Consider the following 21,006-nt stretch of genomic DNA (forward strand, 5'->3'; position numbering starts at 1 on the left):
CTTCAGTACAGAAGGTATGACAACCACCTCATCAACGTTTACTGTCAACGCTGGTGCGCTATTGGCCAGCGCCCAGGCAACTGCTACGGCGACCACTTTTAACCAGGTTCTGGCTGCATACGGACTCTGTCTACCAATTATCCCGTTGCGGGTAGAGGCCACATTAGCTGAATTGGTAGCTTGTAATAGTGGTGGTCGTTATCGCCTGCACAGCGGCCCGATTGGTCGGTATGTGCGGGCAGCCACGCTGAACACGGCTGATGGGCTGCTGACCGTTGGTGGGCCGACGCTTAAACGGGCAACCGGTTATAACCTCCATCGGGCATTGGCCGGGCAAGGAGTACGACTAGGCGAACTCCAAGAGTTGACATTTAATCTACGTCCGTTGCCGGGGGCTACTGCACTGCGGCTTGTGGAAGGGCCGATTGAGTCGTTATTGATGCTGGCCAATGATCTGATGGCTGCCAATATGGCACTTCGCGCCCTGGCATTCGATGCGCAGGGATTACTCCTTGTTGAAATAGCCGGCTTTCCAGTAGTGGTTGAGCGGCAGGCTCAGCAGGTGGAAACGATGGCTGCTCACTATGACCTGATCGTTACCTCTAATCCTGCTGATGGCTGGCGCCATTGGGAACAGCTTGCGCAGCGACATTGTGCGCTTGCGCCAGAACAACGGCTCGATGTTACATTGCCGCGACGAGCGTTAACCGATTTTCTGACGTTCTGCCAACGTCTCATCAACTCTGATACGGTGATCTGGGGTGATGTCGGTGTAGGAAGTCTACATATTTCTCCTTTACCTGATTCTAAGAGCTATGCCACACTTAAAGCGCAGGCTGCTTCAGCAGGCGGTCAACCGTGCTCAGAGTTTGGGCCACCACCCCGGCCAGCCTATCCTGCCCTTGCCACTTCTAGCAGGGCGATAGAAAACGATCTGATTGCAGATCTCAGGCGGGTGGTCGGTGCCCGCTATCTGCTCACTCACCCCGATCACCTGGCTGTTTATTGTCAGGATGCCTCAAATGCCCAAGCCGAGGCCCTCCCCTATGCTGTGGCCTTACCGGCCAATACGGCAGAGGTTGCCGCGCTGATGCAGATTGCTGCCGCTCATCGGTTGCCGGTCGTCAGTCGCGGCGCCGGCAGTGGTCTGGCTGGTGGTGCTGTGCCTACCCCGGGTAGCCTGGTGATCAGCCTTAATCGGCTAGAACATCTCACGATTGACCGCGAACAACGGATCGCTCATGTGGGAACAGGGGTGATTACCGCCGAATTGCAGCGTGCTGCTGAACGGGTCGGTCTCTTCTACCCACCAGACCCTAGCAGTCAAACGGCTTCAACCATTGGTGGCAATATTGCCTGTAACGCGGGTGGCCCGCGCTGCCTGAAGTATGGGGTCACCGCTGACTATGTGTTGAGACTAACAGCCGTCCTGGCGGATGGTACTGTTGTTCGCTATGGCGATGGTCTGATCGGACAGGGTGAACATAACGGGTTGGCGCAACTGCTGGTTGGTTCCGAAGGCACGCTGGCCGTCATTACCGAAGCTACGTTACGGCTCATTCCGCTTCCCCGCGCTCGCCGTACAACAATGGCCATTTTTACCGATCTTGTTGCTGCCTGTGCAACTGTTGAGCGGATCATGGCTTCAGGCATTATCCCGGCCAGTCTCGAACTGATGGATGACACCACAATTGCCGCAGTTGAAGCCTTTTTACACATTGGACTACCACGTGATGCCGGTGCGATGCTGCTGATGCTAGCCGACGGCGAACCAGAGGTGGTTGATTATGAAGCAGCAGTGTTAGCCGATTTAGCCAGATCCGGCGGCGCCCAACGGGTGGTTGTAGCCCAGAATGCGACCGATGAGGCAAACCTCTGGCAGGCGCGACGGGTCATTTCACCAGCCCTTGGTCGCATCCGCCCGAACCGGTTAGGTGAAGATATTAGCGTACCGGTTAGCCGGATAGCCGAATGCGTCAGCCGTATCAAGTGTGTAAGTGCCGAGTATAATCTGCCCATCGTTGTGTTTGGTCATGCTGGAGACGGAAATCTGCATCCGAATATTCTCTTCGATGCCCGGAATCCGGCTGAGGTCGCACGGGTATGGCCTTGCGCAGAAGCCGTCTTCACTGCGGCGCTGGAAGTTGGTGGTACGTTGTCGGGTGAACACGGAATCGGCACGCTCAAACGACCGTTCATGCTGAAAGCACTGGGTGAAAGGCAGATCGCCGTGCAACGTGCGATCAAACTCAGCTTCGATCCAGAAGAGCGTTTGAATCCTGGTAAGGTATTACCGGTATGATCATCACCAGTCTCGCCAACCCAACGATTAAAGCACTTCGTGCACTGAAGCAACGCAAAGCACGTGACGAACAGGGACGGTATCTAATCGAGGGCATTCGACCGGTGGCTGAAGCGATTCAGTGTGGCGCACCGCTGGAAATGTTGATCGTGGCCCCTGATCTGCTCAGCAGTGCTTTCGCCCACGATGTGATCACCACTTACGCCGCTGAAGGTGGTAAAATCCTGACCGTTAGCGCCGCTGTTTTTACCAGTCTGACCGAAAAAGAGCATCCCCAGGGTCTGGCGGCGGTAGGACACATTCGATACACGCCCTTGAGTGAACTACCACCGGCAACTGTGGGTTGGGTTGCTCTGGTTGAGGTTGCCGATCCGGGCAATCTGGGTACCGTTCTGCGTACCGCCGATGGTGCAGGGTTTAGTGGAGTCATTCTGGTTGGAACAACAACGGATCCATTCGATCCAGCAGCCGTGCGTGCCAGTATGGGCGCTCTGTTTAGCCAACACGTGGTACGTACCAACTGGCGTGATCTGCTGAACTGGTGTCGGCAACAGCAGATCGCCCTGGTTGGCAGTTCTGATCGTGGCGCCTGTGATTACCGTACAGCACCCTATTCACGACCACTAGTGCTCGTATTGGGCAGCGAGCGCCACGGACTGAGCGATGAACAACTGGCAGACTGCGATCTGGTCGTGCGCATCCCCATGCGTGGACGGAGCGATTCGCTCAATCTGGCCGTTGCAGCAGGTATTTTGATGTACGAAATCACCCGCCAGTAGCATTTATCCCTCTACCGCCAGCCGAATACCCAACACGGTCAGCACTGTACCGGTCACATAGTTCAATCGGCGACGTACTTCATTGCGGCGCAACCAGGAACTGACACTGCTTACCAAAATCGTAAGGATCGAGAACCAGATGACGCTCAAGGCGAAATGAATGGTTGTGAGCGCAAGTGCGGTCAACAATACCGGATCGTCGGGAGCGATAAATTGGGGCAGAAACGCCAGATAAAAGACTGCTACTTTGGGATTCAGCACATTGCTCAGCAATCCTTCAACAAACGCATGACGTTCCTGCCCCACCACACGATCGTGTTTGATCGGCGAATGTTGACGCCATGTTGTGAGTATCGTCCATATACCCAAACCGGCCAGATAGCAAGCGCCAGCCAGTTTAATGGTGTGATATAGCTGTGCAGACCTGACAACAATTGCAGCCAGTCCCAATCCAGAGAGCGTCGCCTGAACAAACAGGCCACTCCCAATCCCAAAAGCGGTGGCAATTCCCGCTAGACGACCACGAGCCAACGCATTGCGCAGGGTCAGCATTGTGTCAGCGCCGGGAATAAGCGTTAACACTGCTACCGAAAGGGTGTACCCGAGTAAGCGTTCCATCATCAAAGCCTCTAAGCAGGTATCAACCCCCTCACGTTTCCCCCAGAGGGAAAGGAGGGAAGGAGCGCGAGATAGGTTCTGTGGTTGGCCTCCTCACCTTTCTCTCATGTTGTCTCAGAGTTCTTCACTTTCAGTCACATTCTGTTCACGCTGATCTTACCCACAAAGTCTCTCTGGGAGCGCCAGTCTCCGGCCCACGAAGAGTCCTTCCCCTGGAAGCGCGGGCCTCCGGCCCGTAATCGTACAGCGTGTAACTGAAATCCACTGGCTGGCACATCCTCCCACAAGCGAGGTTGGCACCCGCCACTATCAACGCGGCGATGGGTATGATTGGCACCCCAACGATGACGTACATCATCTCGGGACAGAATGCTGCGCTCTTCTGCACGCACGATCTTACTATGAAGCAATGTGGCAAAGGTCACACCTCACTCTATGACCAATATCTGACCTTCAGCACTGGTTATCAGGTTCCTACCATTTTATACTGGAGGCAGAAATAAAGCACACCAGAAAGTGAGGCTCACAATGAAAACGGAAACCACCGTTCTCCGACAAAACAACCGCACCACCGCAGGAATAATCTTGATCGCCATCGGTGTTGTCCTGCTCTTGAGCTACATCATCAATAGCGGTCTACTTGTTCTGCCAGTTCTGGCCATCATTTTCGCTAGTGTCGGTATTCGTACGCACGAAAGTGGCTGGTTCATCCCGGCGGGCATTCTCGGCGGTATCGGCCTGGGCGCAGCTCTGGTAGAGACGCTACCTCTTGCTGAAGAGATCGAAGGCGGTGTATTTCTGCTCTCGTTTGCAATCGGATGGGCTTCGATCCCGATCCTGAGTGCACTCTTTGCCAATCAGCGCATCTGGTGGCCATTCATTCCCGGCGGTGTAATGGCCGTCATCGGCTCGCTGGTACTAGCCGGTGAGGGTGGTTTTACTCTGCTGGAGCTGATCTTCAATCGCGCAGCCTGGGTCTGGCCACTGGCACTTATCTTGATCGGAGCTGTCCTGCTCTGGCGGAATAACCGCGACTGAGCGACTGAGCACGCCCTCAGAAAGAGCACGCAGATACGGCAGGCAGATGGGTGGGGCAACCCACCCAACGAGCATCATGACAAGTCATGATGCCAGGACACGGTGACGAGGAGGGGCAAGGCGACTCCTCGCCCCTACTGGTGTCCACGAGGATGATTACGGATCGCTAATCCGACATCTTCTGTTGCAGCAGGTACGGGCGCAGCGCCGCTGCGCCTGTACATCTATCAGGTTGTATCCGCCGTACCGCGAGACGGTTATTCAGATAGGCCCTTGGCAACCCGCCGCGCCAGCATAGTATCAGAAGATAATCTGATCGGCATTCACCTGCTCTAAGCTACTCCACGGCGAACGCACCTGTTCAGCACGAAGCTGACCGCGCAGACTGAGGATCAGCAGCAGGACACCAGCGGTTGCGATCAACAGCAGCGCACTCAGATAGACGGCGATATAACCACTGGCAACCTCACCGCTAAGTCGTCCGATCACATCACGAGCCAGACCAGCGGCAATCGTGCCAACCCCTTGCGACAGCGCCTGCGTAATGCCCCAGAGGGCCAGGAAGAGACCGGCATGCGTCCGGTCGCACAACCCCATTACCAGTGCCAGACCACCAACAATCAGCATCCCACGCCCCATCCCGATCAGGGCAACGCCTGCCAGAAACTGACCAACGCGATCAGGTGAATTGGCAAGGCTGATCGTGGCAAATCCAACAACACCTAGCAACGAGGCGCCGCCGAGCATGCGCAACGCCGGATGGCCGCGCCAGAGTAACCAACCGGTCAGCACAATCGCCGTTAGCATACCGGCGCCCCACATCGCGGTCAGGCGAGTCGTCTCGGCGACACTCATCCCCAACACCTGTCCACCATAGGGTTCAAGTAACACATCGTGCACCGCAAAACCGGTCGTTGCCAGAGCCAACACGATAAAGAGATTGCGCAGCGGTCGCTGTGCGGCCAGCATACGGAGCGACTCACCTAGCGTTTCACGTACCCGTACTGGCGTGAAATCAACCAGCTCGCCGTTAGGTTTCAAACGCTCCTGATCAAGCATTGACAGGAACGTCAGGAACACAAAGGCCAGTGCCGATCCTTGCATCACCTGGATCAAACGGGTATGACTGTAGTCAATAAGCAGCTCACCGATCAATAGCGAACCAACAATCGTACCCAAAACCAGAGCGACCCACAGGATGCTCAACACGCGCCCTCGCTCTTCCGGTGGTGTCACATCACTCACGATAGCGAGATAAATAGTCTCGGCGATATTCACCCCTAAGCCGTAGGCAAAAAAGATACCAAAACAGACAATCACAGCCAGGGGGAAGGGTAAATAGCCCTCACCACTGAGAAGAATGAGCGAGAAAGGAGCCGTTGCCAACCCACCGTAGGTCAGCATTGCGCCAAGCACCAGATACGGAGTACGCCAGCGACCGGCTGCCCGATGAACATCCGACTTAAAGCCGACAATTGCCCGGGCAGGTGAGATAAAATAGTGAAGCGCGAGCAACGACCCGACGAGAAATGCAGCAATGCCCAATTCGTTGATAAGCACCCGATTGAGCGTACCGGTCAACGGCGCCAGCGAGAGACCCATGCCAAACTGGAAGAGACTGAGACGAAACACACGTAGCCACATCCGTAAGCGAGGACGGGCCTCTAACCAGTGTTGCACCTGACGAACCGGACGTAGCAACGTATCTGCCATTGCCATCTTGCAGCTCCTTGTGCTAGAGTGGCGATATTGTGTCATATTATAACACGCTCTGTCGCAATATAAATGATTAGAAAGTTTCAAAACCTGTGGTATGATGTCAGGTACAACGATCATCCTCACTGACCGGTAGAATATTCTATGAGCCGCATAGCCGAAACCTTTGCCAGACTCCGTACAGCAGGGCGAATTGCCCTTATGCCATACCTGACCGTTGGCTTTCCCGAACGCACCAGCACGCTTGAACTGGTACCGGCGCTGGAAGCAGCCGGAGCCAATCTGTTTGAGTTAGGCGTTCCCTTCTCCGATCCTCTGGCCGATGGCACAACTATTCAGCGGGCAACGCAGCGCGCTCTGGAGAATGGGATCACCATTGCCGACTGCATTGCAACCGTGGCCGACCTACGCGCCCGCCAGGTCAAGGCGCCACTGCTTTTGATGGGGTATTACAATCCCCTGCTGCGTTATGGTCTTGAACGGGCCTGCGCTGATCTGGCAGCAGCCGGCGGCGATGGCTGGATCATCCCCGATCTACCGCTTGAAGAAGCCTCCGACCTTCGTCAGATCGCAGCAGCACATCAGCTCGATTTGATCTTGTTTGTTGCCCCAACCACCCCACCGGATCGTATTGCCCAAATTGCTGCACAAGCCAGTGGTTTTCTCTACATTGTTTCCCTCACCGGTGTTACCGGTGCACGACAGATGCTCGCGCAGAACCTGGCCGATCTTATCCGCAGTGTGCGTGCATACACTGATCTACCTTTAGTAGTTGGCTTCGGTATCAGTCAGCCGGCACACGTTGCCGAAGTGGCCCGCATTGCCGATGGTGCCATCGTTGGGAGTGCGCTTATTGATCGGCTGGAACGATTGGCACCAAACGAACGAGTGAGTGGTGCGGCAGCATTCATTCGTGAGCTGCTGAGTGCAAGTGAACGACCGTGATGAGAGAGGAGCAGACGATGGAAGCACGAGCGTATGTGTTAATCGAGGCCGAGTCGGGTAAAATCGGCGAGGTATTGGCCGCCCTCCGCGCAATCGATGGTCTTATTGCCGTTGACGCGGTTACTGGTCCCTACGACATCGTGGCCACGCTGCAAACCCCCGATCCACGCCAGATCGGTCGTCTGGTCATGAGCGAGATTCACGCGATTAGCGGAATCAAGCGCACTATTACCTGTATGGTCATTGGGTGAGAAGGCAGGCTATACTCCACACTCTTTCTATGTTTATGTTGAAAAGAGGCTATTATGGCTGAACATGTTCTGGACAAAGGAAAAGTTCATCACAAGTGGGATAACAGCCTACCTCCTGCTATCGAGATTGCTTCTGGCGACATTGTTCACTGTGAGACGGCTGAAGTGACGAACAATCAGGTCACGCCGGGCTGTGACGCCAGTGTTTTGCTGAATCTCGACTTCGGACAGCTTTACCCATTAGCCGGTCCCATCTTTGTGAAAGACGCTATGCCGGGCGATATTCTTGAGGTTGAGATTCTCCGGTTACAACCGCTTGATTGGGGTTGGACGGGAATTATTCCCGGTTTAGGGTTACTCGCTCAGGATTTCACAACCCCATACATTCGCCATTTCGACCTGAGCAATGGGCAAACAGCTCCACTCCGCGATGACATTCACATTCCCCTACAGCCATTTTGCGGCACGATGGGTGTAGCATTAGACGAACCTGGTGCATTTGATGTCTTACCAACCGGTAAAGGTGGTGGCAACATTGACACTCGCCATCTTAATGTCGGTGCTAAGCTCTATCTGCCAGTCTTTGTGCCAGGTGCACTCTTTTCAGCCGGTGACTGCCACGCCGCACAAGGCGATGGTGAAGTGTGTGTAACCGGCATCGAATGTCCGATGCAATTTTCACTGCGTTTCAATGTCATTAAGGGTCGCTCATTAAAGCCGTGGCGCTATCATTTTTACACGCCACCTGGGCCAATTCAGCCGGCATACGATGCACGAGGGTATTATGTCACTACGGCGATTGGTCCCGACCTGATGGAGAACGCTCGAAATGCTGTACGCGATATGATTGAATGGTTAACCGATAATTATCGCCTCAGCCGTGAAGATGCTTACGTGCTATGCAGCCTGGCAGGTGACTTGCGTATCAGCCAGATCGTTGATGCCCCTAACTGGTGTGTATCATTCTACATGGCACTGAGTGTCTTCCGCTGAAACCCTGGCTCGATCACGTACAGTACTCGTGCGATAGACACAGAACGGCCAAAGACATTACCTTTTCCTGTCAGAAAGGGAAGAGCGACGCACGTCGTTTCTTCCCTTTGCTGATCGCTAAACCACACCGTTTTGCTGGTAACCACAGGTACTGTTGGCATCCTCATTGCCCGGCACTGTCATCTTCTTTGTAGTTAGGAGCAAGTTGCTGCAAAGCCACGATGCCTATCCGATAGCAGAAATCCCCGAACGACTCGCCCGGTTTTCGTTCGCGTTGATACAACGCAAATACCGGTTCAAGACTTGATACAATCTCCTCACGTTTGACGTTGTCAAGATACAGTTCACCGAGCCGATTACCTAATGAACTACCACCCAAGTAAATGGTGTAGGAATTCAAACTCCGCCCTACCAGACCAATTTCGGCAGTATAAGGACGCGCACAACCATTCGGACAACCGGTCATACGCACATGCGGGACAGGGCCATCGTGTAATCCTAATCGACTTAACAACGCATGGATGTCACGAATCACCTGGGGCATGACCCGCTCACTTTCAGTAATTGCCAGTCCACAGGTAGGAAGTGCCGGACAGGCCATCGCTTGTTGGACGACAAGTGGCACACTACTGGGTAACGCCACATCGTGATCAAAGAATATCTTCTCGATTGCCGCTCTATCTGCCGGGGCGATATTGACAAACAGGATATTCTGCTGGGGAGTCAGGCGCACTTCGAGAGCAAAGCGTTGTACGACGGTGCGAATGGCTGTTCGAAGATTGTCTCTGATCCGTCCATTCTCTACGAAAAGACCAAAGAAGAGTCGTCCATCACCCTGTTCATACCAACCAAGATGATCGTCAGCACTCAACCAGACTAGTGGTATGGGGTCTGCCAGCGTGTAGCCTAGATAGCGCTCTACCTCAGCCTTAAAGCGTTCAATACCCCACTGTTCGACCAGGTACTTCATCCGTGCAAACTTCCGATCGTCACGCCGACCATGATCACGTTGTACCTTGACGATAGCCTCTACCACTTCAAAAAGTTGTTCGGGTGCGACCGTAGTCAAGGGTTTAGCCAGGAGGGGATGTGTATCCTTAACCCCATGGCTCTGCCCCATGCCACCACCAACCAGTATCGTAAAACCTCGTAGCTGCCCCTTAACCCACGGCACGATACCGATGTCCTGGGTGTAAACATCGACACAATTGTCACCGGGGAAAGCGAAGGCAATTTTAAACTTACGTGGCAGGTAAGTATCACCGTAAAGGGGTTCTTCCTCCAGGGTTGCCGCCTTTTCTCCATCTAGCCAAATCTCGTAGTAAGCGTGAGTTCTGGGCTTAAGACGATCAGAGAGTTCCCTTGCATAACGCATCAATTCTGTGCGTTGGCGATCAACAAAAGGCGCCGGGCATGCAACAATATTTCGCACGACATCGCCACATGCTGAAAGAGTCGTTAACAGGTTACGATTCAGAATCTGAATGAGCGGTTTCAGACCACCCTTACGCACGCCATGATACTGAATAGCCTGGCGCGTAGTAATTCGCAGCGTAGCATTTCCCAATTCATCGGCGAGTCGATCAAGTACAAGATACTGCTCCGGACTCAGTCGGCCACCGGGGATAGCTACTCTGATCATAAAAGCGTACTCAGGCCCTAACCCACGAGCTTTGCGGGCTTTACGTACATCACGATTCTCTTGTTGGTAAATCCCGTGGAACTTAAGAATCTGGTACCCTTCATCACTAAAGTGATCGCTACCATCGTGTAATTCGTGTTCTACCGGTCCTCGCAAATGGCGACTCACCAGTTTTACCTGTTCGACTCTTGAAAGCTTTGGTGTATCTGACATAGCATTTCTCCCGACTAGTGGAATATGCGGATACCTAACTATCCATGTTCAACAGCGACTGTCTGTTTGCGGGAAGTTACACTGAAATTGACCGGCAGCTCCATTGTGGTCACGATTGAACTGGTAGGCGAGAGAGATGCAATCGCCTGCAATTGCTCTCGCACCATCACAACTGCACCAATCACCCAGACTGCCGGTGCTTTGACGGCAACGTCCCCTCGAGCCACAGAAGCCAATGAAGCGAGGATGACTCGCTCATTCGGAGTAGAACCGTTTTCAATAAAAGCGCAAGGTTCCCACGGGTTGCGACCGGCCCGAACAAGGTCTGCGGCCAATTCGGCCCGTTGTTCTACTCCCATCAAGATCACCAATGTATCAATCAGTGCATACGGCGCAAGATCAGGTACATTCCCGCCCTGTGTCTGCCCACACATCACAGCAAATCCTCGCCCGACACCACGCAAAGTAAGCGGAATACCGGCCATCCCCGGCAATGCTAACGCAGAGCTAATACCAGGTACCAATTCGACTGAAATCCCCTGTTGAGCCAAGAAGAGCCATTCTTCGCCTCCTCGACCATAAACCATAGGGTCGCCACCTTTGAGGCGCACCACCTTCCGCCCAGAGCGAGCATGGGCTAGCAGCAGATGAAGGATCTCACTCTGAACGTGCGCTTGTTCGCCCCTGGCTTTACCCACGTAGATGCGCTCTGCCAGCGGGTTAACACGATCGAGAATGGCTGCTGAAACCAGTCGATCGTAGAGTACTACTTCAGCTTCGGCGAGCACACGCAACGCTTTGAGGGTCAGTAACTCTGGGTCGCCGGGGCCAGCTCCAACCAGATAAACTTTGCTCATACAGTCTCCTGTTGATGAGTTCTAAGCTCGACCACCGATGTCGAGGCAGAGTTATACAAGGTCTGCCAGAGTAGCTCCTGAGCTTGAGCATACGCACCTGCACGGATCAGATTCAGCGCGGAACTATCGACCATGCGGTACCAGGCCGCTTTACGTTCAGCAAAACTATATGGATAAGCCTGCCGAACCAGTGTACGAAACGCACGCAGCAGTTGGAGATACATTGCATACTCTGGACCGTACTCTTGCGCCAGACGTTCCCTGATCCGCACGGCTAGCGCCGGAGCGACGCCACTAGTAGAAACGGCAATAACCAGATCACCCTGGTGATGTACAGAGGGCAGAATGAAATCGCAGTACTGGGGATCGTCTACAGCATTGAGCCAGATCCCTCGTTCACGAGCTTCCTGAGCAATCACGGCATTGAGGCGCGTATCAGGCAGGTGGACAAAACAGAGCATGAAACCTTCCAGATCGCCGTAACGATACTCACGTCGTTGCCAATCGAGTTGACTCGCCTGGGCGACAGGTTCAAGTGCAGGGTGGGCATAGGGAGAAATCAGTCTGACCCACGCCCCCGCTTCTATCAGGTGCTGCACCTTAACGTCGGTTTCGCCACCACCACCGATGAAGAGCACTCTTTTACCACGTAAGTCCAGCATAACCGGGTAGTACATAGTTCACCTCAACCGGCGCACCAAAACGTGCTGAGCCAGATGTAAACCAATCCATACCATCCACGACAAAAACCTTATGAACCCTGTCAGACTACCCTCTGATCAACTACGACACTTGATAGGCAGCGCGCAGTACCTCGGCGACTTCAGGTCGAGTAAATTCTGGCGGTAACGGCATCCCCGCACGTAGCAACTCACGTACCCGCGTGCCTGAGAGGGTCAGATGGTACCGGGAATCGTGTGGGCAGGTCCGTGGCGAGACTACTGTCGCGCAGGCACGGCAGTAGAACGTATGATCAAATTTAAGAATTTGGATGCCGATCTCCTCAGGGCTAAAATTCGCAAAGATTGTCTGTGCCTCATAAGGGCCATAGTAATTGCCAACTCCTGCGTGATCACGCCCCACAATAAAGTGTGTGCAGCCATAGTTCTTACGGCTAATCGCATGCAAAACAGCCTCACGTGGCCCTGCATAACGCATTGCCGCAGGATAAACGCCTAACAGCACTCGATCCCGCGGATAGTATCGTTCGATCAGCACCTGATAAGCTGCCATTCGCACAGTAGCAGGCACATCGTCAGACTTCGTGGAACCCACGAGCGGATGGAGAAATAAGCCATCGAGATACTCAAGGGCAACTTTGTGTAGATACTCATGCGCCCGGTGGATCGGATTGCGAGTCTGAAATGCGACGACCGTCTTCCACCCTCGCTCCTGAAACAGTTGCCGAGTCTCACGGGGGGTATAGTGGTGTTCGGGAAACGGCCCGCGATCCAACACGAACAATTGCACTTTGCCGGCCAGGTATACCTCACCAGAGGCAAACAGTGCCGCAACACCGGGATGAGACAGATCCGTTGTACGATAGACTGCGAATGCCTCATATTCTTTATCCGGTTGATACTGTTCTTCCACTTCGAGCAGTCCTACCGTATGTCCCTTCCTGGTCAATCGAACGGTCCTCCAGTATTGTGTAGCATCACGTTTAGATACACCCAACGTAATTGGAATACTCCACGGCAGACCATTCGCTAATCGCATTGCTTCCAACACACTCAGATAATCGACCTGCCCCATGAAACCTTCTAACGGGGAATAAACACCTGTAGCGATCAGTTCAAGATCGGCATATGCCCGTTCATCAAGCTCCAGTGCTGGTAGATGATCATATTCGCGTAGGTGAGCAGGACGAATTCGCTCGACCAACACACCACCATGAGGTTTTGGTAAATGACTTGCCGATGTCATATCTTGTCTCACCGTATTCAGTGTTCAGAGTGACTGTCTACCAACCCACAATCCACACTCAGTTTTTCCCTGACCTGACCAACGACCAGCCCGCACATCCTCACCAGCTTGCACTGCTCGCGTACACGGCCAACAACCAATACTCAAGAAACCTGCCCAGTACAGCGGATTCACCGGTAGCTGACGTGTTTGAACAAACATCTCTAGCTGTTGACGGCTCCAGTAAGCCAGAGGGTTAATCCGCAACCGTTCACCGAATTCGAGAAACTCCAGATGACGGCGCGTTAATGCCTGATCCCGGCTACGTGCATTCAAGAGTGCTGAAGGCTTTTTACGAGCCAGATATTCCCGTAAGGGTGCTACCTTGCGAATACGGCAACAACCGTCTGGATCAGTGCGAAACTGTTCTTGCCCCCATGGGTCAAGCGGTACATTTGCACTGAGTGTGACAAACTGCATTTGCGGGTAACGGGCTATCAACTGATCGCGCGTGGCCAAAGTTTCGGGAAAGTGGTAACCTGTATCGACAAAAACTACCTCACCGGTATAACCGGCCAAAGCTGCCAGCTCAAGCATCACAACACCGTTAAGGTTGAAGGCGCTGGTTATTAACAAATCCGGATAATTCACCAGTGCCCAGCGAATCACCTCAAGCGGATCGGTATGCTCATCCCACTGTTCAGTCATTATCAATTCCTCCTTACCGTAATATCCAAACGTTCAAGGGCAACGAGCAACTGATCAAGGCATTCCCGTAAAGTCATCTGATCAGTTCGCAGATGCACATCAGGATTGAGCGGCGGTTCGTAGGGATCGGAAATGCCGGTAAATTGAGCAATTTCACCACGCAATGCTTTGGCATACAAACCCTTCACATCGCGCTGAATCAAGACCTCTAGCGGAGCTTCAACAAATACCTCCAGTTTCCTGGGCGCGGCTGCTAGAACTTCGGTCCGGGTTACACGGTAGGGGCTGATAGCACTAACCAGCACAATAACGCCGTGTTTGGCCAGTAAGTTAGCGACAAAACCAATGCGGCGGATGTTAGTATCACGATCTTCGCGACTAAAGCCTAATCCCTTCGACAGATGCTCACGCACAACATCACCGTCGAGTTGTTCGACGGGGTAACCGGCTTCTTGCAGAACTGTTGCCAGGGCACGAGCCAGTGTCGTTTTTCCTGCTCCAGAAAGTCCAGTAAACCAGATCACTAGCCCCGAATGAGAGACCGTTGAGAAAGCAGTTCGCACACGCTGTCTCCTCTGCTATAAGATGTCTTATGGCTTTACGCAGCAATATCTGTCACGATGCCCGTACCACGGTGGCATTATGGTGAAAAGGTCATGTGAGTTAGCGATGCCACGAGCAACGTGAACGATCAAAGAAAATCTGAGCTCCCAGATGACATCAATGGCCCTGGGAAACAGACAACCAGAGTAGCCACCGATCCATAGTGGTAAACGCCACAGGATGGACTTCGGTCAGCTTACGTTTATCGCCCATTACAAGGGGCACAATCTATACGAGGTTCGGATAACAGCTACAACAGAATAGACAACCGGTCAGGGGGGAGATGGCTGATTGAGAAGACACTGGAGAAAATAACACCTTATCATCACGCTGCACGTGGGGGACTTGCGGTTTGATCACTGCGATACCAGAAGAACGATCACGAGATGAATTCCACACGTTTGCCCTCACTTTCTCGTAAGTCGATGCAGCATTGAGTATAAGCGAACTTCCCTCTTTTGTCAATATACTTGATCAAGAACTCAAGAATTAAAAATATCATTGACAACACAAACGCTTCCGAGTACCATGCCGGCACGATATTCGGATCACATGAACGAGAACTACTCAGTCACACAGGTATGGATCCATCACCTTCACGACGTATTCGCTGGGCAATCAACGGTGCTCTCATCCTGGCCCTGCTGGCCGTTTTCCTGGGAGGGCTGTTCACGGTGGTCATCGGCTTCTTCACCGGTCGATTATCACCGGAAGCCAGTTGGCAGCAATGGCTAGGAGTAATCTTTCCTGCTGTGGTGATATGGGGTATTGCAGCGTTGCCTTTCGGCGCTGCGCTTGGTTTCTTTGCTTCGCTCATCTGGCGTGAAGTTTGACTCTTCGCCGCAGCCGCGCTATAATCAGGGCACATCCGGGGCGTAGCGCAGACCGGTAGCGCACCTGAATGGGGTTCAGGAGGTCGCTGGTTCAAATCCAGTCGCCCCGACCACACGAAGACTGGTGAGTCATTCTCACCGGTCTTTGTTTTTATCCCTGAGCAGTAAATGATTTTTTTGCATATAATATTGGTAAAATGCCGATTTTGACCGTTACCATCTTGACACCTGCCATGATCCGGCGCTATACTGCTATCATGTGGCGAATTCTACTCGCGCTGCTACAGCGTTCCCTCAACGCATGAGTTCATTTCTGGCGGCGCCAACATCACAATGTGGGAGGATCCGGGATGGCGACCATCAGCCTGCAAGACGCCTATACACAAGCCAGAACTTTCCTCGAGGCGAACCAGATCGAGCAGGCAATTGGCTTGATCCAGCATATTATTGAATATCATCCAGATAACCTTGAAGCACAACGACTCCTCGGTGAAGCGTATCTGGCGCAACGTGATTTACCGGCAGCCGTAGCCACTTTTGAACAAGTCTTGCAAGCCGACCCCGAAAACATTCCGGCCCATGTGGGGCTAGGTATGGCATACGAGTGGCAGGGTAGACTGGATAAGGCCATTGCTGAATTCGAGCAGGCCCTTGAGATCCGTCCCGATATGCCTGAATTGCGTGCGCAATTGGTACGCCTCTATACGGAAGCTTGGGGGAGTGAACACGCTGCGCTTCGTCTCAGCCGTTCTGGATTGGCCCGACTGTATGCGCGTGGTCAGATGTTACCACAGGCCATCCTCGAGTTTCGCAATGTTGTGGACGAACATCCCAACCGCCTTGATGCATGGGTTGGCTTGATCGAAGCACTCTGGCGCAACGATCAGCTTGATGAAGCAGTTGCTGTCTGTCAACAGGTGTTGAAGCAACATCCCCTTCTCCTCAAAGCCAACCTGATCCTTGGCGCTATTTTGCTGAACAATGGCGATCAGCGCGGGATCGAGTACTGGCGAATCGCCCAGCGCCTCGATCCATATCAGACCGTCGCACGGATGTTGTTCGATCCGCTACCATCCGGCATTCCAATCCCTGATGTTTCACTGCCAGAATGGAACGAGGCCGAATGGCAAGCGCGACGTTCCGCAGCAGCAGCGCCAGTATCAGCGACAGCACCGGCTCCTGATGATTTCTTCGCCGAAGCCAGTTGGTTAACACCTACAGTTCAATCTGCACCGGTAGCAGCCTCGGCTGCTTCAGATGATGATTTGCTGGCGATGTTGCTTTTCTCACCAACAGTAGCAACCAGTGTTGCCGAACCACCACCATCAGCAGTGGCTGATCATGATACGTTTTTGGATTCGCTCCTTTCTTCAACGTCCACTCTAACCGGACTGACACTTGATGAGATTGGGGTGGATGTGTCTAGAGCGCCGGTTACACCATCTGAACCCACTTTGCAGCCCTTCTCGCTGGAAGACCTTGGCCTTTCGGCTGAAGAGATTGCTCAACTGGAAGGGAAGGCGCCCGCGGCTGAACCAGAGCTAAAGCCCTTCTCGCTAGAAGAACTCGGCCTTTCGGCTGAAGAGATTGCTCAACTGGAAGGGAAGGCGCCCGCGGCTGAACCAGAGCTAAAGCCCTTCTCGCTGGAAGAACTCGGCCTTTCGGCTGAAGAAATTGCTCAACTGGAAGGGAAGGCGCCCGCGGCCGAACCAGAGCTAAAGCCCTTCTCGCTGGAAGACCTTGGCCTCTCGTCCGAAGAGATTGCTCAACTGGAAGGGCAGGCGCCCGCGGCCGAACCAGAGCTAAAGCCCTTCTCGCTGGAAGAACTCGGCCTCTCTGCTGAAGAAATTGCTCAACTGGAAGGGCAGGCGCCCGCGGCCGAACCAGAGCTAAAGCCCTTCTCGCTGGAAGAACTCGGCCTCTCGTCCGAAGAGATTGCCCAACTGCGAGGGGCTTCAGCACTATCAACGCCGACATCAGGGACAGAAACCTTTGATGATGATCTGAGTGGTCTGCAACCCTTTTCGCTCGATGATCTTGAGTTTGGCTCAGCGACGACAGGCAGCGATTTGCCGTCAACGTTGCAGCCGTTTTCCCTCGATGATCTGGCCCTCGATGAGGAGATGACGGCGCCACCCGAATCATCCACTGAGACAATCGAACCGGGTATCTATAGCTGGCAGGAACCATCATCGCGTAGTAGTGGAATTCAGATTCCCCAAGAGTCAGAACCAACCGGGCCATCAATATTTAGTAAGTTGCTCGAGCGAGCATCTCATTTGCCACCGTTCGAGGAACCACCGCTGTCATCGGTTGAGCTGACAGAAGCTGATGTGGCAGCATATTTCTCAAGTGATGATGTGTCGTTGCGTGAAGAAGACGATTCAGAAGAACGTCTGACCGGTACATTCCGTATTCCAAAAACAAGTCTTGACGAGAGTCTAGCGCCAACCGGCGCTGTGAGTGCACTCAGTGAGAAGAAGGAAGATGTTCCCGCCGAGCCGGAGTTGACGCCCTTCTCGCTCGAAGAGCTGGGTCTCTCGCCCGAAGAGATTGCTCAGCTTGAGGCCGCTCAGCAGCAGGCACAGCCTGCTCCCGCCGAGCCGGAGTTGACGCCCTTCTCGCTCGAAGAGTTGGGTCTCTCGCCCGAAGAGATTGCTCAGCTTGAGGCCGCTCAGCAGCAGGCGCAGCCTGCTCCCGCCGAGCCGGAGTTAAAGCCCTTCTCGCTCGAAGAGTTGGGTCTCTCGCCCGAAGAGATTGCTCAGCTTGAGGCCGCTCAGCAGCAGGCGCAGCCCGCTCCCGCCGAGCCGGAGCTGACGCCCTTCTCACTCGAAGAGCTGGGTCTCTCGCCCGAAGAGATTGCCCAACTGGAAGCCGCTCAGCAGCAGGCGCAGCCCGCTCCCGCCGAGCCGGAGTTAAAGCCCTTCTCGCTCGAAGAGTTGGGTCTCTCGCCCGAAGAGATTGCCCAACTGGAAGCCGCTCAGCAGCAGGCGCAGCCCGCTCCCGCCGAGCCGGAGCTGACGCCCTTCTCGCTCGAAGAGCTGGGTCTCTCGCCCGAAGAGATTGCTCAGCTTGAGGCCGCCCAGCAACCACAAGCCACTGGTGAAACGGTCGCATTTACCGATGAGTCAATTGATAACCTGATCGCAACGGCAAGTTCTGATGAGAGTGATATATTTGCTCATCTGGAACCTGCGGCAACGACTGATGAGACATCGTTCGAGATACCTGGCGTCGAACCCATTTCATTCGAGGAATTTGCCAGTCTGGAACCTTTCTCTTTCGATGATATTGAAGGGGGAACCACAACTACCAGTGAGCTTGGTATCTCGCCTGAAGAAATTGAAGGCATCGAGTTAGGTAATTTTGAGACAGTCGTGCTCTCGGATAACGAAGAGCCGATGATCGATACCGGCGATCCTGATCTCAACCGGCTGATCCAGTTGGGATACCGCCAGGGATATGTCGATCTCACTGATATTATTGCCGTTGTGAAAGACCCTGAACGCGAGGCCGACCGGATTGAGCAGATCGGTTGGTCGCTCTATCGTGCGGGAATTCAGATTCGTGATGGTGATGAGATCATCGATATGGAGGCAGAGCTTGGCGAAGAAGAACCGGCAGGAGTGTCACCCACGGTATCAGCCGACCTGACCCCCTTTGATGAAAGCCCCGCCAATCCCGCCGAGCCGGAGTTGACACCCTTCTCGCTCGAAGAGCTGGGTCTCTCGCCCGAAGAGATTGCCCAACTGGAAGCGGCCCAGCAGCAGGCACAGCCCGCTCCCGCCGAGCCGGAGCTGACACCCTTCTCGCTCGAAGAGCTGGGTCTCTCGCCCGAAGAGATTGCCCAACTAGAGGCCGCCCAGCAGCAGGCACAGCCCGCTCCCGCCGAGCCGGAGTTGACACCCTTCTCGCTCGAAGAGTTGGGCCTCTCGCCCGAAGAGATTGCCCAACTGGAAGCCGCCCAGCAGCAGGCGCCGCCCGCCGATGCTGAGCCGGAGCTAAAGCCCTTCTCACTTGAAGAGCTGGGCCTCTCGCCCGAAGAGATTGCCCAACTGGAAGCCGCCCAGCAGCAGGCACAGCCCGCCGATGCTGAGCCGGAGTTAAAGCCCTTCTCACTTGAAGAGTTGGGCCTCTCGCCCGAAGAGATTGCCCAACTGGAGGCTGCTCGACAAACTCAACCGCAACCAGAGACTGCGGTTACATCTGAAGATGACCTGTTCGACTTCAGCGTTGCTGAAACGGCACCGGTCGCAAAAGCTGTTCGTACCGCACCACGCAGAGAGGAACCACCACGAACACCGGCCCCAGAGGACATTGGCTTCGTTCCCGAACCCCTCGACGCCCTTGATGACATCTGGCAGACGCCGCCGGAGCTACCGAAAGCCGAGCCAGCACGGGTTGTACTACCACCACTTGGTGAGCGAGCGAAATCACAACCAACATCGCGGCCATCCGTCAGTGAAGAACGCCGGAACGTAACACCGACGCGAGACGACCTGCGTTTCGCCCGTCGGGAAGCTGCCAGCAGTGGACGGGGTCGATCTGCACGGGCGCCACTCCGCCCACGTGCACCGGAAGATTTTATTCCAACCGGCAATACAACCATAGACGATTATCTGCGACAGCTTAGCTCCAATCCGACCAATCATGCATTGGCATTTACCATTGCCCGTCTCTGTGCGCAAACCGGTCAGGCTGAATTGATGGCCGTTATTTACCGGCGATTACTTAAACACTCCAATCTACTGGCTCAAATGGCCGAAGAACTGGAGGATCTCATCAACACGGTTGAAGAGAGGCCGGTTCTACGACAGTTATACCGCATTCTCGGCGATGTTTATTCGCGTCAAGGGCGACTGGAAGAGGCAATTGCTACGTACAGCGCCACTTTTGCAGAATAAGTGAGGTATCCGTCGTTTTTGAGTAGACGAAAGCAGACTACACGATGGCACCACAAGAAAGGTTTAGCATGCGACGCATTGTAGAAGATCTCATCCGGGTCGATGGCGTCATTGGGAGCTTGCTGGTCGGCAAAGATGGTTTGGTTGTCGCCAGCACGCTGCTTGATGAAGAAGATGCTGAGATCCTGGGCGCAATGTCAGCAGCGGTCTTCGGCGAAATTGACAAGGCAACCCGACGGCTAGGGGTCGGGAATCTCGTCGATTCAATCATTGATGCCAAAGACGGTTCGATCTTGATGCTCGAAGCCAAAGAGCTAATCCTGGTGGTGATCACCCAGCGCACGGTCAACCTTGGTCTGGTCAAAATGGAAATGCGCCGTGCTGCTAAACGGATCAGCGAAGCAGTACCGATCTGATCGCAGACAGGACACGTATCTGCTGCAAAGAACGACAGGCGATCAGTCTGTCGTTCTTCGTTGTTCGCTTCTATCTGCCACAAGGAGTATAGCCCTTCCGTAACGGCTGAGGGGGAGGATAGATACCTCTATCGCACCTTTTCCCCTTCGTCTCCCCTGGCAAAGCGGTGAACGGTTGGTCAGCAGGTTTATCCATCAGCAGACGCGCTTTACCCGTGCCCTTCCTCTCGCTGTGTGGGAAAGGGAGAGAGCCAGACGTCCTGAGTACGCGGGTCGCTGATGT

General features: G+C 54.1%; 17 protein-coding genes and 1 tRNA gene. 10 read left to right on the forward strand and 8 right to left on the reverse strand.

Annotated elements, in window-relative coordinates; genetic code table 11:
• Window positions 1-16 precede the first annotated feature (16 nt).
• Window positions 17-2,302, forward strand: a complete 2,286-nt coding sequence (locus tag QTO31_RS11750; RefSeq protein ID WP_301429213.1) for an FAD-binding oxidoreductase — start codon at window positions 17-19, stop codon at window positions 2,300-2,302.
• Entirely contained in the window at window positions 2,299-3,081 is a 783-nt protein-coding gene (locus QTO31_RS11755; RefSeq protein ID WP_301429214.1) for a TrmH family RNA methyltransferase, read from the forward strand. Before QTO31_RS11750 ends, QTO31_RS11755 begins: the two co-directional genes overlap by 4 nt.
• Window positions 3,082-3,084: 3 nt before the next feature.
• On the opposite strand, the gene QTO31_RS11760 is transcribed toward QTO31_RS11755, so the two are convergent.
• Window positions 3,085-3,702 carry a LysE family translocator gene (locus QTO31_RS11760; protein ID WP_301429215.1) on the reverse strand — a complete coding sequence of 206 codons (618 nt, stop codon included), beginning with the start codon at window positions 3,700-3,702 and terminating at the stop codon, window positions 3,085-3,087.
• Between the two features lie 525 nt (window positions 3,703-4,227).
• On the opposite strand from QTO31_RS11760, the gene QTO31_RS11765 reads away from it, so the two are divergent.
• Complete coding sequence (locus QTO31_RS11765; protein ID WP_301429216.1) at window positions 4,228-4,737, forward strand: hypothetical protein; 510 nt, start codon at window positions 4,228-4,230, stop codon at window positions 4,735-4,737.
• Between the two features lie 300 nt (window positions 4,738-5,037).
• Here the strand turns inward: QTO31_RS11765 and QTO31_RS11770 are convergent, their stop codons facing one another.
• A complete protein-coding gene (locus tag QTO31_RS11770; RefSeq protein ID WP_031458966.1) occupies window positions 5,038-6,456 on the reverse strand; it encodes a BCD family MFS transporter in 1,419 nt (472 codons plus the stop codon).
• 141 nt (window positions 6,457-6,597) lie between these two features.
• Between QTO31_RS11770 and trpA the strand changes: the two genes are divergently transcribed.
• From trpA to QTO31_RS11785, 3 genes are read left to right on the forward strand one after another with little or no spacing between them, the layout of a single operon-like run.
• Complete coding sequence (gene trpA / locus QTO31_RS11775; RefSeq protein ID WP_301429217.1) at window positions 6,598-7,398, forward strand: tryptophan synthase subunit alpha; 801 nt, start codon at window positions 6,598-6,600, stop codon at window positions 7,396-7,398.
• A gap of 17 nt (window positions 7,399-7,415) precedes the next feature.
• Complete coding sequence (locus QTO31_RS11780) at window positions 7,416-7,649, forward strand: Lrp/AsnC ligand binding domain-containing protein (RefSeq protein WP_028457174.1); 234 nt, start codon at window positions 7,416-7,418, stop codon at window positions 7,647-7,649.
• Between the two features lie 54 nt (window positions 7,650-7,703).
• The gene (locus QTO31_RS11785; protein WP_301429218.1) at window positions 7,704-8,642 is read left to right on the forward strand and encodes an acetamidase/formamidase family protein; all 939 of its coding nucleotides are present in this window, start codon (window positions 7,704-7,706) and stop codon (window positions 8,640-8,642) included.
• Window positions 8,643-8,805: 163 nt separating this feature from the next.
• Here the strand turns inward: QTO31_RS11785 and QTO31_RS11790 are convergent, their stop codons facing one another.
• The 6 genes from QTO31_RS11790 to cysC form a co-directional block, all read right to left on the reverse strand.
• The gene (locus QTO31_RS11790; RefSeq protein ID WP_301429219.1) at window positions 8,806-10,497 is read right to left on the reverse strand and encodes an NADPH-dependent assimilatory sulfite reductase hemoprotein subunit; all 1,692 of its coding nucleotides are present in this window, start codon (window positions 10,495-10,497) and stop codon (window positions 8,806-8,808) included.
• 38 nt (window positions 10,498-10,535) lie between these two features.
• Window positions 10,536-11,354: a uroporphyrinogen-III C-methyltransferase gene (gene cobA, locus QTO31_RS11795; protein WP_301429220.1), complete on the reverse strand. Its 819-nt coding sequence runs from the start codon at window positions 11,352-11,354 to the stop codon at window positions 10,536-10,538.
• Window positions 11,351-12,031 carry a bifunctional precorrin-2 dehydrogenase/sirohydrochlorin ferrochelatase gene (locus tag QTO31_RS11800; RefSeq protein WP_031458971.1) on the reverse strand — a complete coding sequence of 227 codons (681 nt, stop codon included), beginning with the start codon at window positions 12,029-12,031 and terminating at the stop codon, window positions 11,351-11,353. Before QTO31_RS11800 ends, cobA begins: the two co-directional genes overlap by 4 nt.
• A 106-nt stretch (window positions 12,032-12,137) precedes the next feature.
• Window positions 12,138-13,280 carry a sulfate adenylyltransferase gene (gene sat / locus QTO31_RS11805; RefSeq protein ID WP_301429221.1) on the reverse strand — a complete coding sequence of 381 codons (1,143 nt, stop codon included), beginning with the start codon at window positions 13,278-13,280 and terminating at the stop codon, window positions 12,138-12,140.
• A gap of 24 nt (window positions 13,281-13,304) precedes the next feature.
• Complete coding sequence (locus QTO31_RS11810) at window positions 13,305-13,967, reverse strand: phosphoadenylyl-sulfate reductase (protein ID WP_173424545.1); 663 nt, start codon at window positions 13,965-13,967, stop codon at window positions 13,305-13,307.
• Between the two features lie 2 nt (window positions 13,968-13,969).
• Window positions 13,970-14,530 carry an adenylyl-sulfate kinase gene (gene cysC, locus QTO31_RS11815; RefSeq protein ID WP_031458974.1) on the reverse strand — a complete coding sequence of 187 codons (561 nt, stop codon included), beginning with the start codon at window positions 14,528-14,530 and terminating at the stop codon, window positions 13,970-13,972.
• Between the two features lie 621 nt (window positions 14,531-15,151).
• Between cysC and QTO31_RS11820 the strand changes: the two genes are divergently transcribed.
• The 4 genes from QTO31_RS11820 (at window position 15,152) to QTO31_RS11835 (ending at window position 20,723) form a co-directional block, all read left to right on the forward strand.
• Window positions 15,152-15,403 (forward strand): hypothetical protein, encoded by a 252-nt coding sequence (locus tag QTO31_RS11820; RefSeq protein WP_031458975.1) that lies wholly within the window; start codon window positions 15,152-15,154, stop codon window positions 15,401-15,403.
• 36 nt (window positions 15,404-15,439) lie between these two features.
• Window positions 15,440-15,516 (forward strand) — tRNA-Pro (locus QTO31_RS11825).
• A 237-nt stretch (window positions 15,517-15,753) separates the two neighbouring features.
• The gene (locus QTO31_RS11830) at window positions 15,754-20,307 is read left to right on the forward strand and encodes a tetratricopeptide repeat protein (RefSeq protein ID WP_301429222.1); all 4,554 of its coding nucleotides are present in this window, start codon (window positions 15,754-15,756) and stop codon (window positions 20,305-20,307) included.
• A gap of 68 nt (window positions 20,308-20,375) precedes the next feature.
• The gene (locus tag QTO31_RS11835) at window positions 20,376-20,723 is read left to right on the forward strand and encodes a roadblock/LC7 domain-containing protein (RefSeq protein WP_028457183.1); all 348 of its coding nucleotides are present in this window, start codon (window positions 20,376-20,378) and stop codon (window positions 20,721-20,723) included.
• Window positions 20,724-21,006 lie beyond the last annotated feature (283 nt).

Origin of the sequence: Chloroflexus sp. MS-CIW-1 (genome assembly GCF_030444705.1) — a bacterium.
Lineage (GTDB): Bacteria > Chloroflexota > Chloroflexia > Chloroflexales > Chloroflexaceae > Chloroflexus.

Excerpts from the sequence above, each read along its gene's own strand:
- QTO31_RS11780 (WP_028457174.1), top strand. The coding sequence starts at position 7,416 with ATGGAAGCACGAGCGTATGTGTTAATCGAGGCCGAGTCGGGTAAAATC.
- QTO31_RS11785 (WP_301429218.1), top strand. The coding sequence starts at position 7,704 with ATGGCTGAACATGTTCTGGACAAAGGAAAAGTTCATCACAAGTGGGAT.
- QTO31_RS11835 (WP_028457183.1), top strand. The coding sequence starts at position 20,376 with ATGCGACGCATTGTAGAAGATCTCATCCGGGTCGATGGCGTCATTGGG.
- QTO31_RS11755 (WP_301429214.1), top strand. The coding sequence starts at position 2,299 with ATGATCATCACCAGTCTCGCCAACCCAACGATTAAAGCACTTCGTGCA.
- QTO31_RS11800 (WP_031458971.1), bottom strand. The coding sequence starts at position 12,031 with ATGTACTACCCGGTTATGCTGGACTTACGTGGTAAAAGAGTGCTCTTC.
- sat (WP_301429221.1), bottom strand. The coding sequence starts at position 13,280 with ATGACATCGGCAAGTCATTTACCAAAACCTCATGGTGGTGTGTTGGTC.
- QTO31_RS11790 (WP_301429219.1), bottom strand. The coding sequence starts at position 10,497 with ATGTCAGATACACCAAAGCTTTCAAGAGTCGAACAGGTAAAACTGGTG.
- QTO31_RS11810 (WP_173424545.1), bottom strand. The coding sequence starts at position 13,967 with ATGACTGAACAGTGGGATGAGCATACCGATCCGCTTGAGGTGATTCGC.
- QTO31_RS11765 (WP_301429216.1), top strand. The coding sequence starts at position 4,228 with ATGAAAACGGAAACCACCGTTCTCCGACAAAACAACCGCACCACCGCA.
- QTO31_RS11770 (WP_031458966.1), bottom strand. The coding sequence starts at position 6,456 with ATGGCAATGGCAGATACGTTGCTACGTCCGGTTCGTCAGGTGCAACAC.
- trpA (WP_301429217.1), top strand. The coding sequence starts at position 6,598 with ATGAGCCGCATAGCCGAAACCTTTGCCAGACTCCGTACAGCAGGGCGA.
- cobA (WP_301429220.1), bottom strand. The coding sequence starts at position 11,354 with ATGAGCAAAGTTTATCTGGTTGGAGCTGGCCCCGGCGACCCAGAGTTA.
- QTO31_RS11750 (WP_301429213.1), top strand. The coding sequence starts at position 17 with ATGACAACCACCTCATCAACGTTTACTGTCAACGCTGGTGCGCTATTG.
- QTO31_RS11830 (WP_301429222.1), top strand. The coding sequence starts at position 15,754 with ATGGCGACCATCAGCCTGCAAGACGCCTATACACAAGCCAGAACTTTC.
- QTO31_RS11820 (WP_031458975.1), top strand. The coding sequence starts at position 15,152 with ATGGATCCATCACCTTCACGACGTATTCGCTGGGCAATCAACGGTGCT.
- QTO31_RS11760 (WP_301429215.1), bottom strand. The coding sequence starts at position 3,702 with ATGATGGAACGCTTACTCGGGTACACCCTTTCGGTAGCAGTGTTAACG.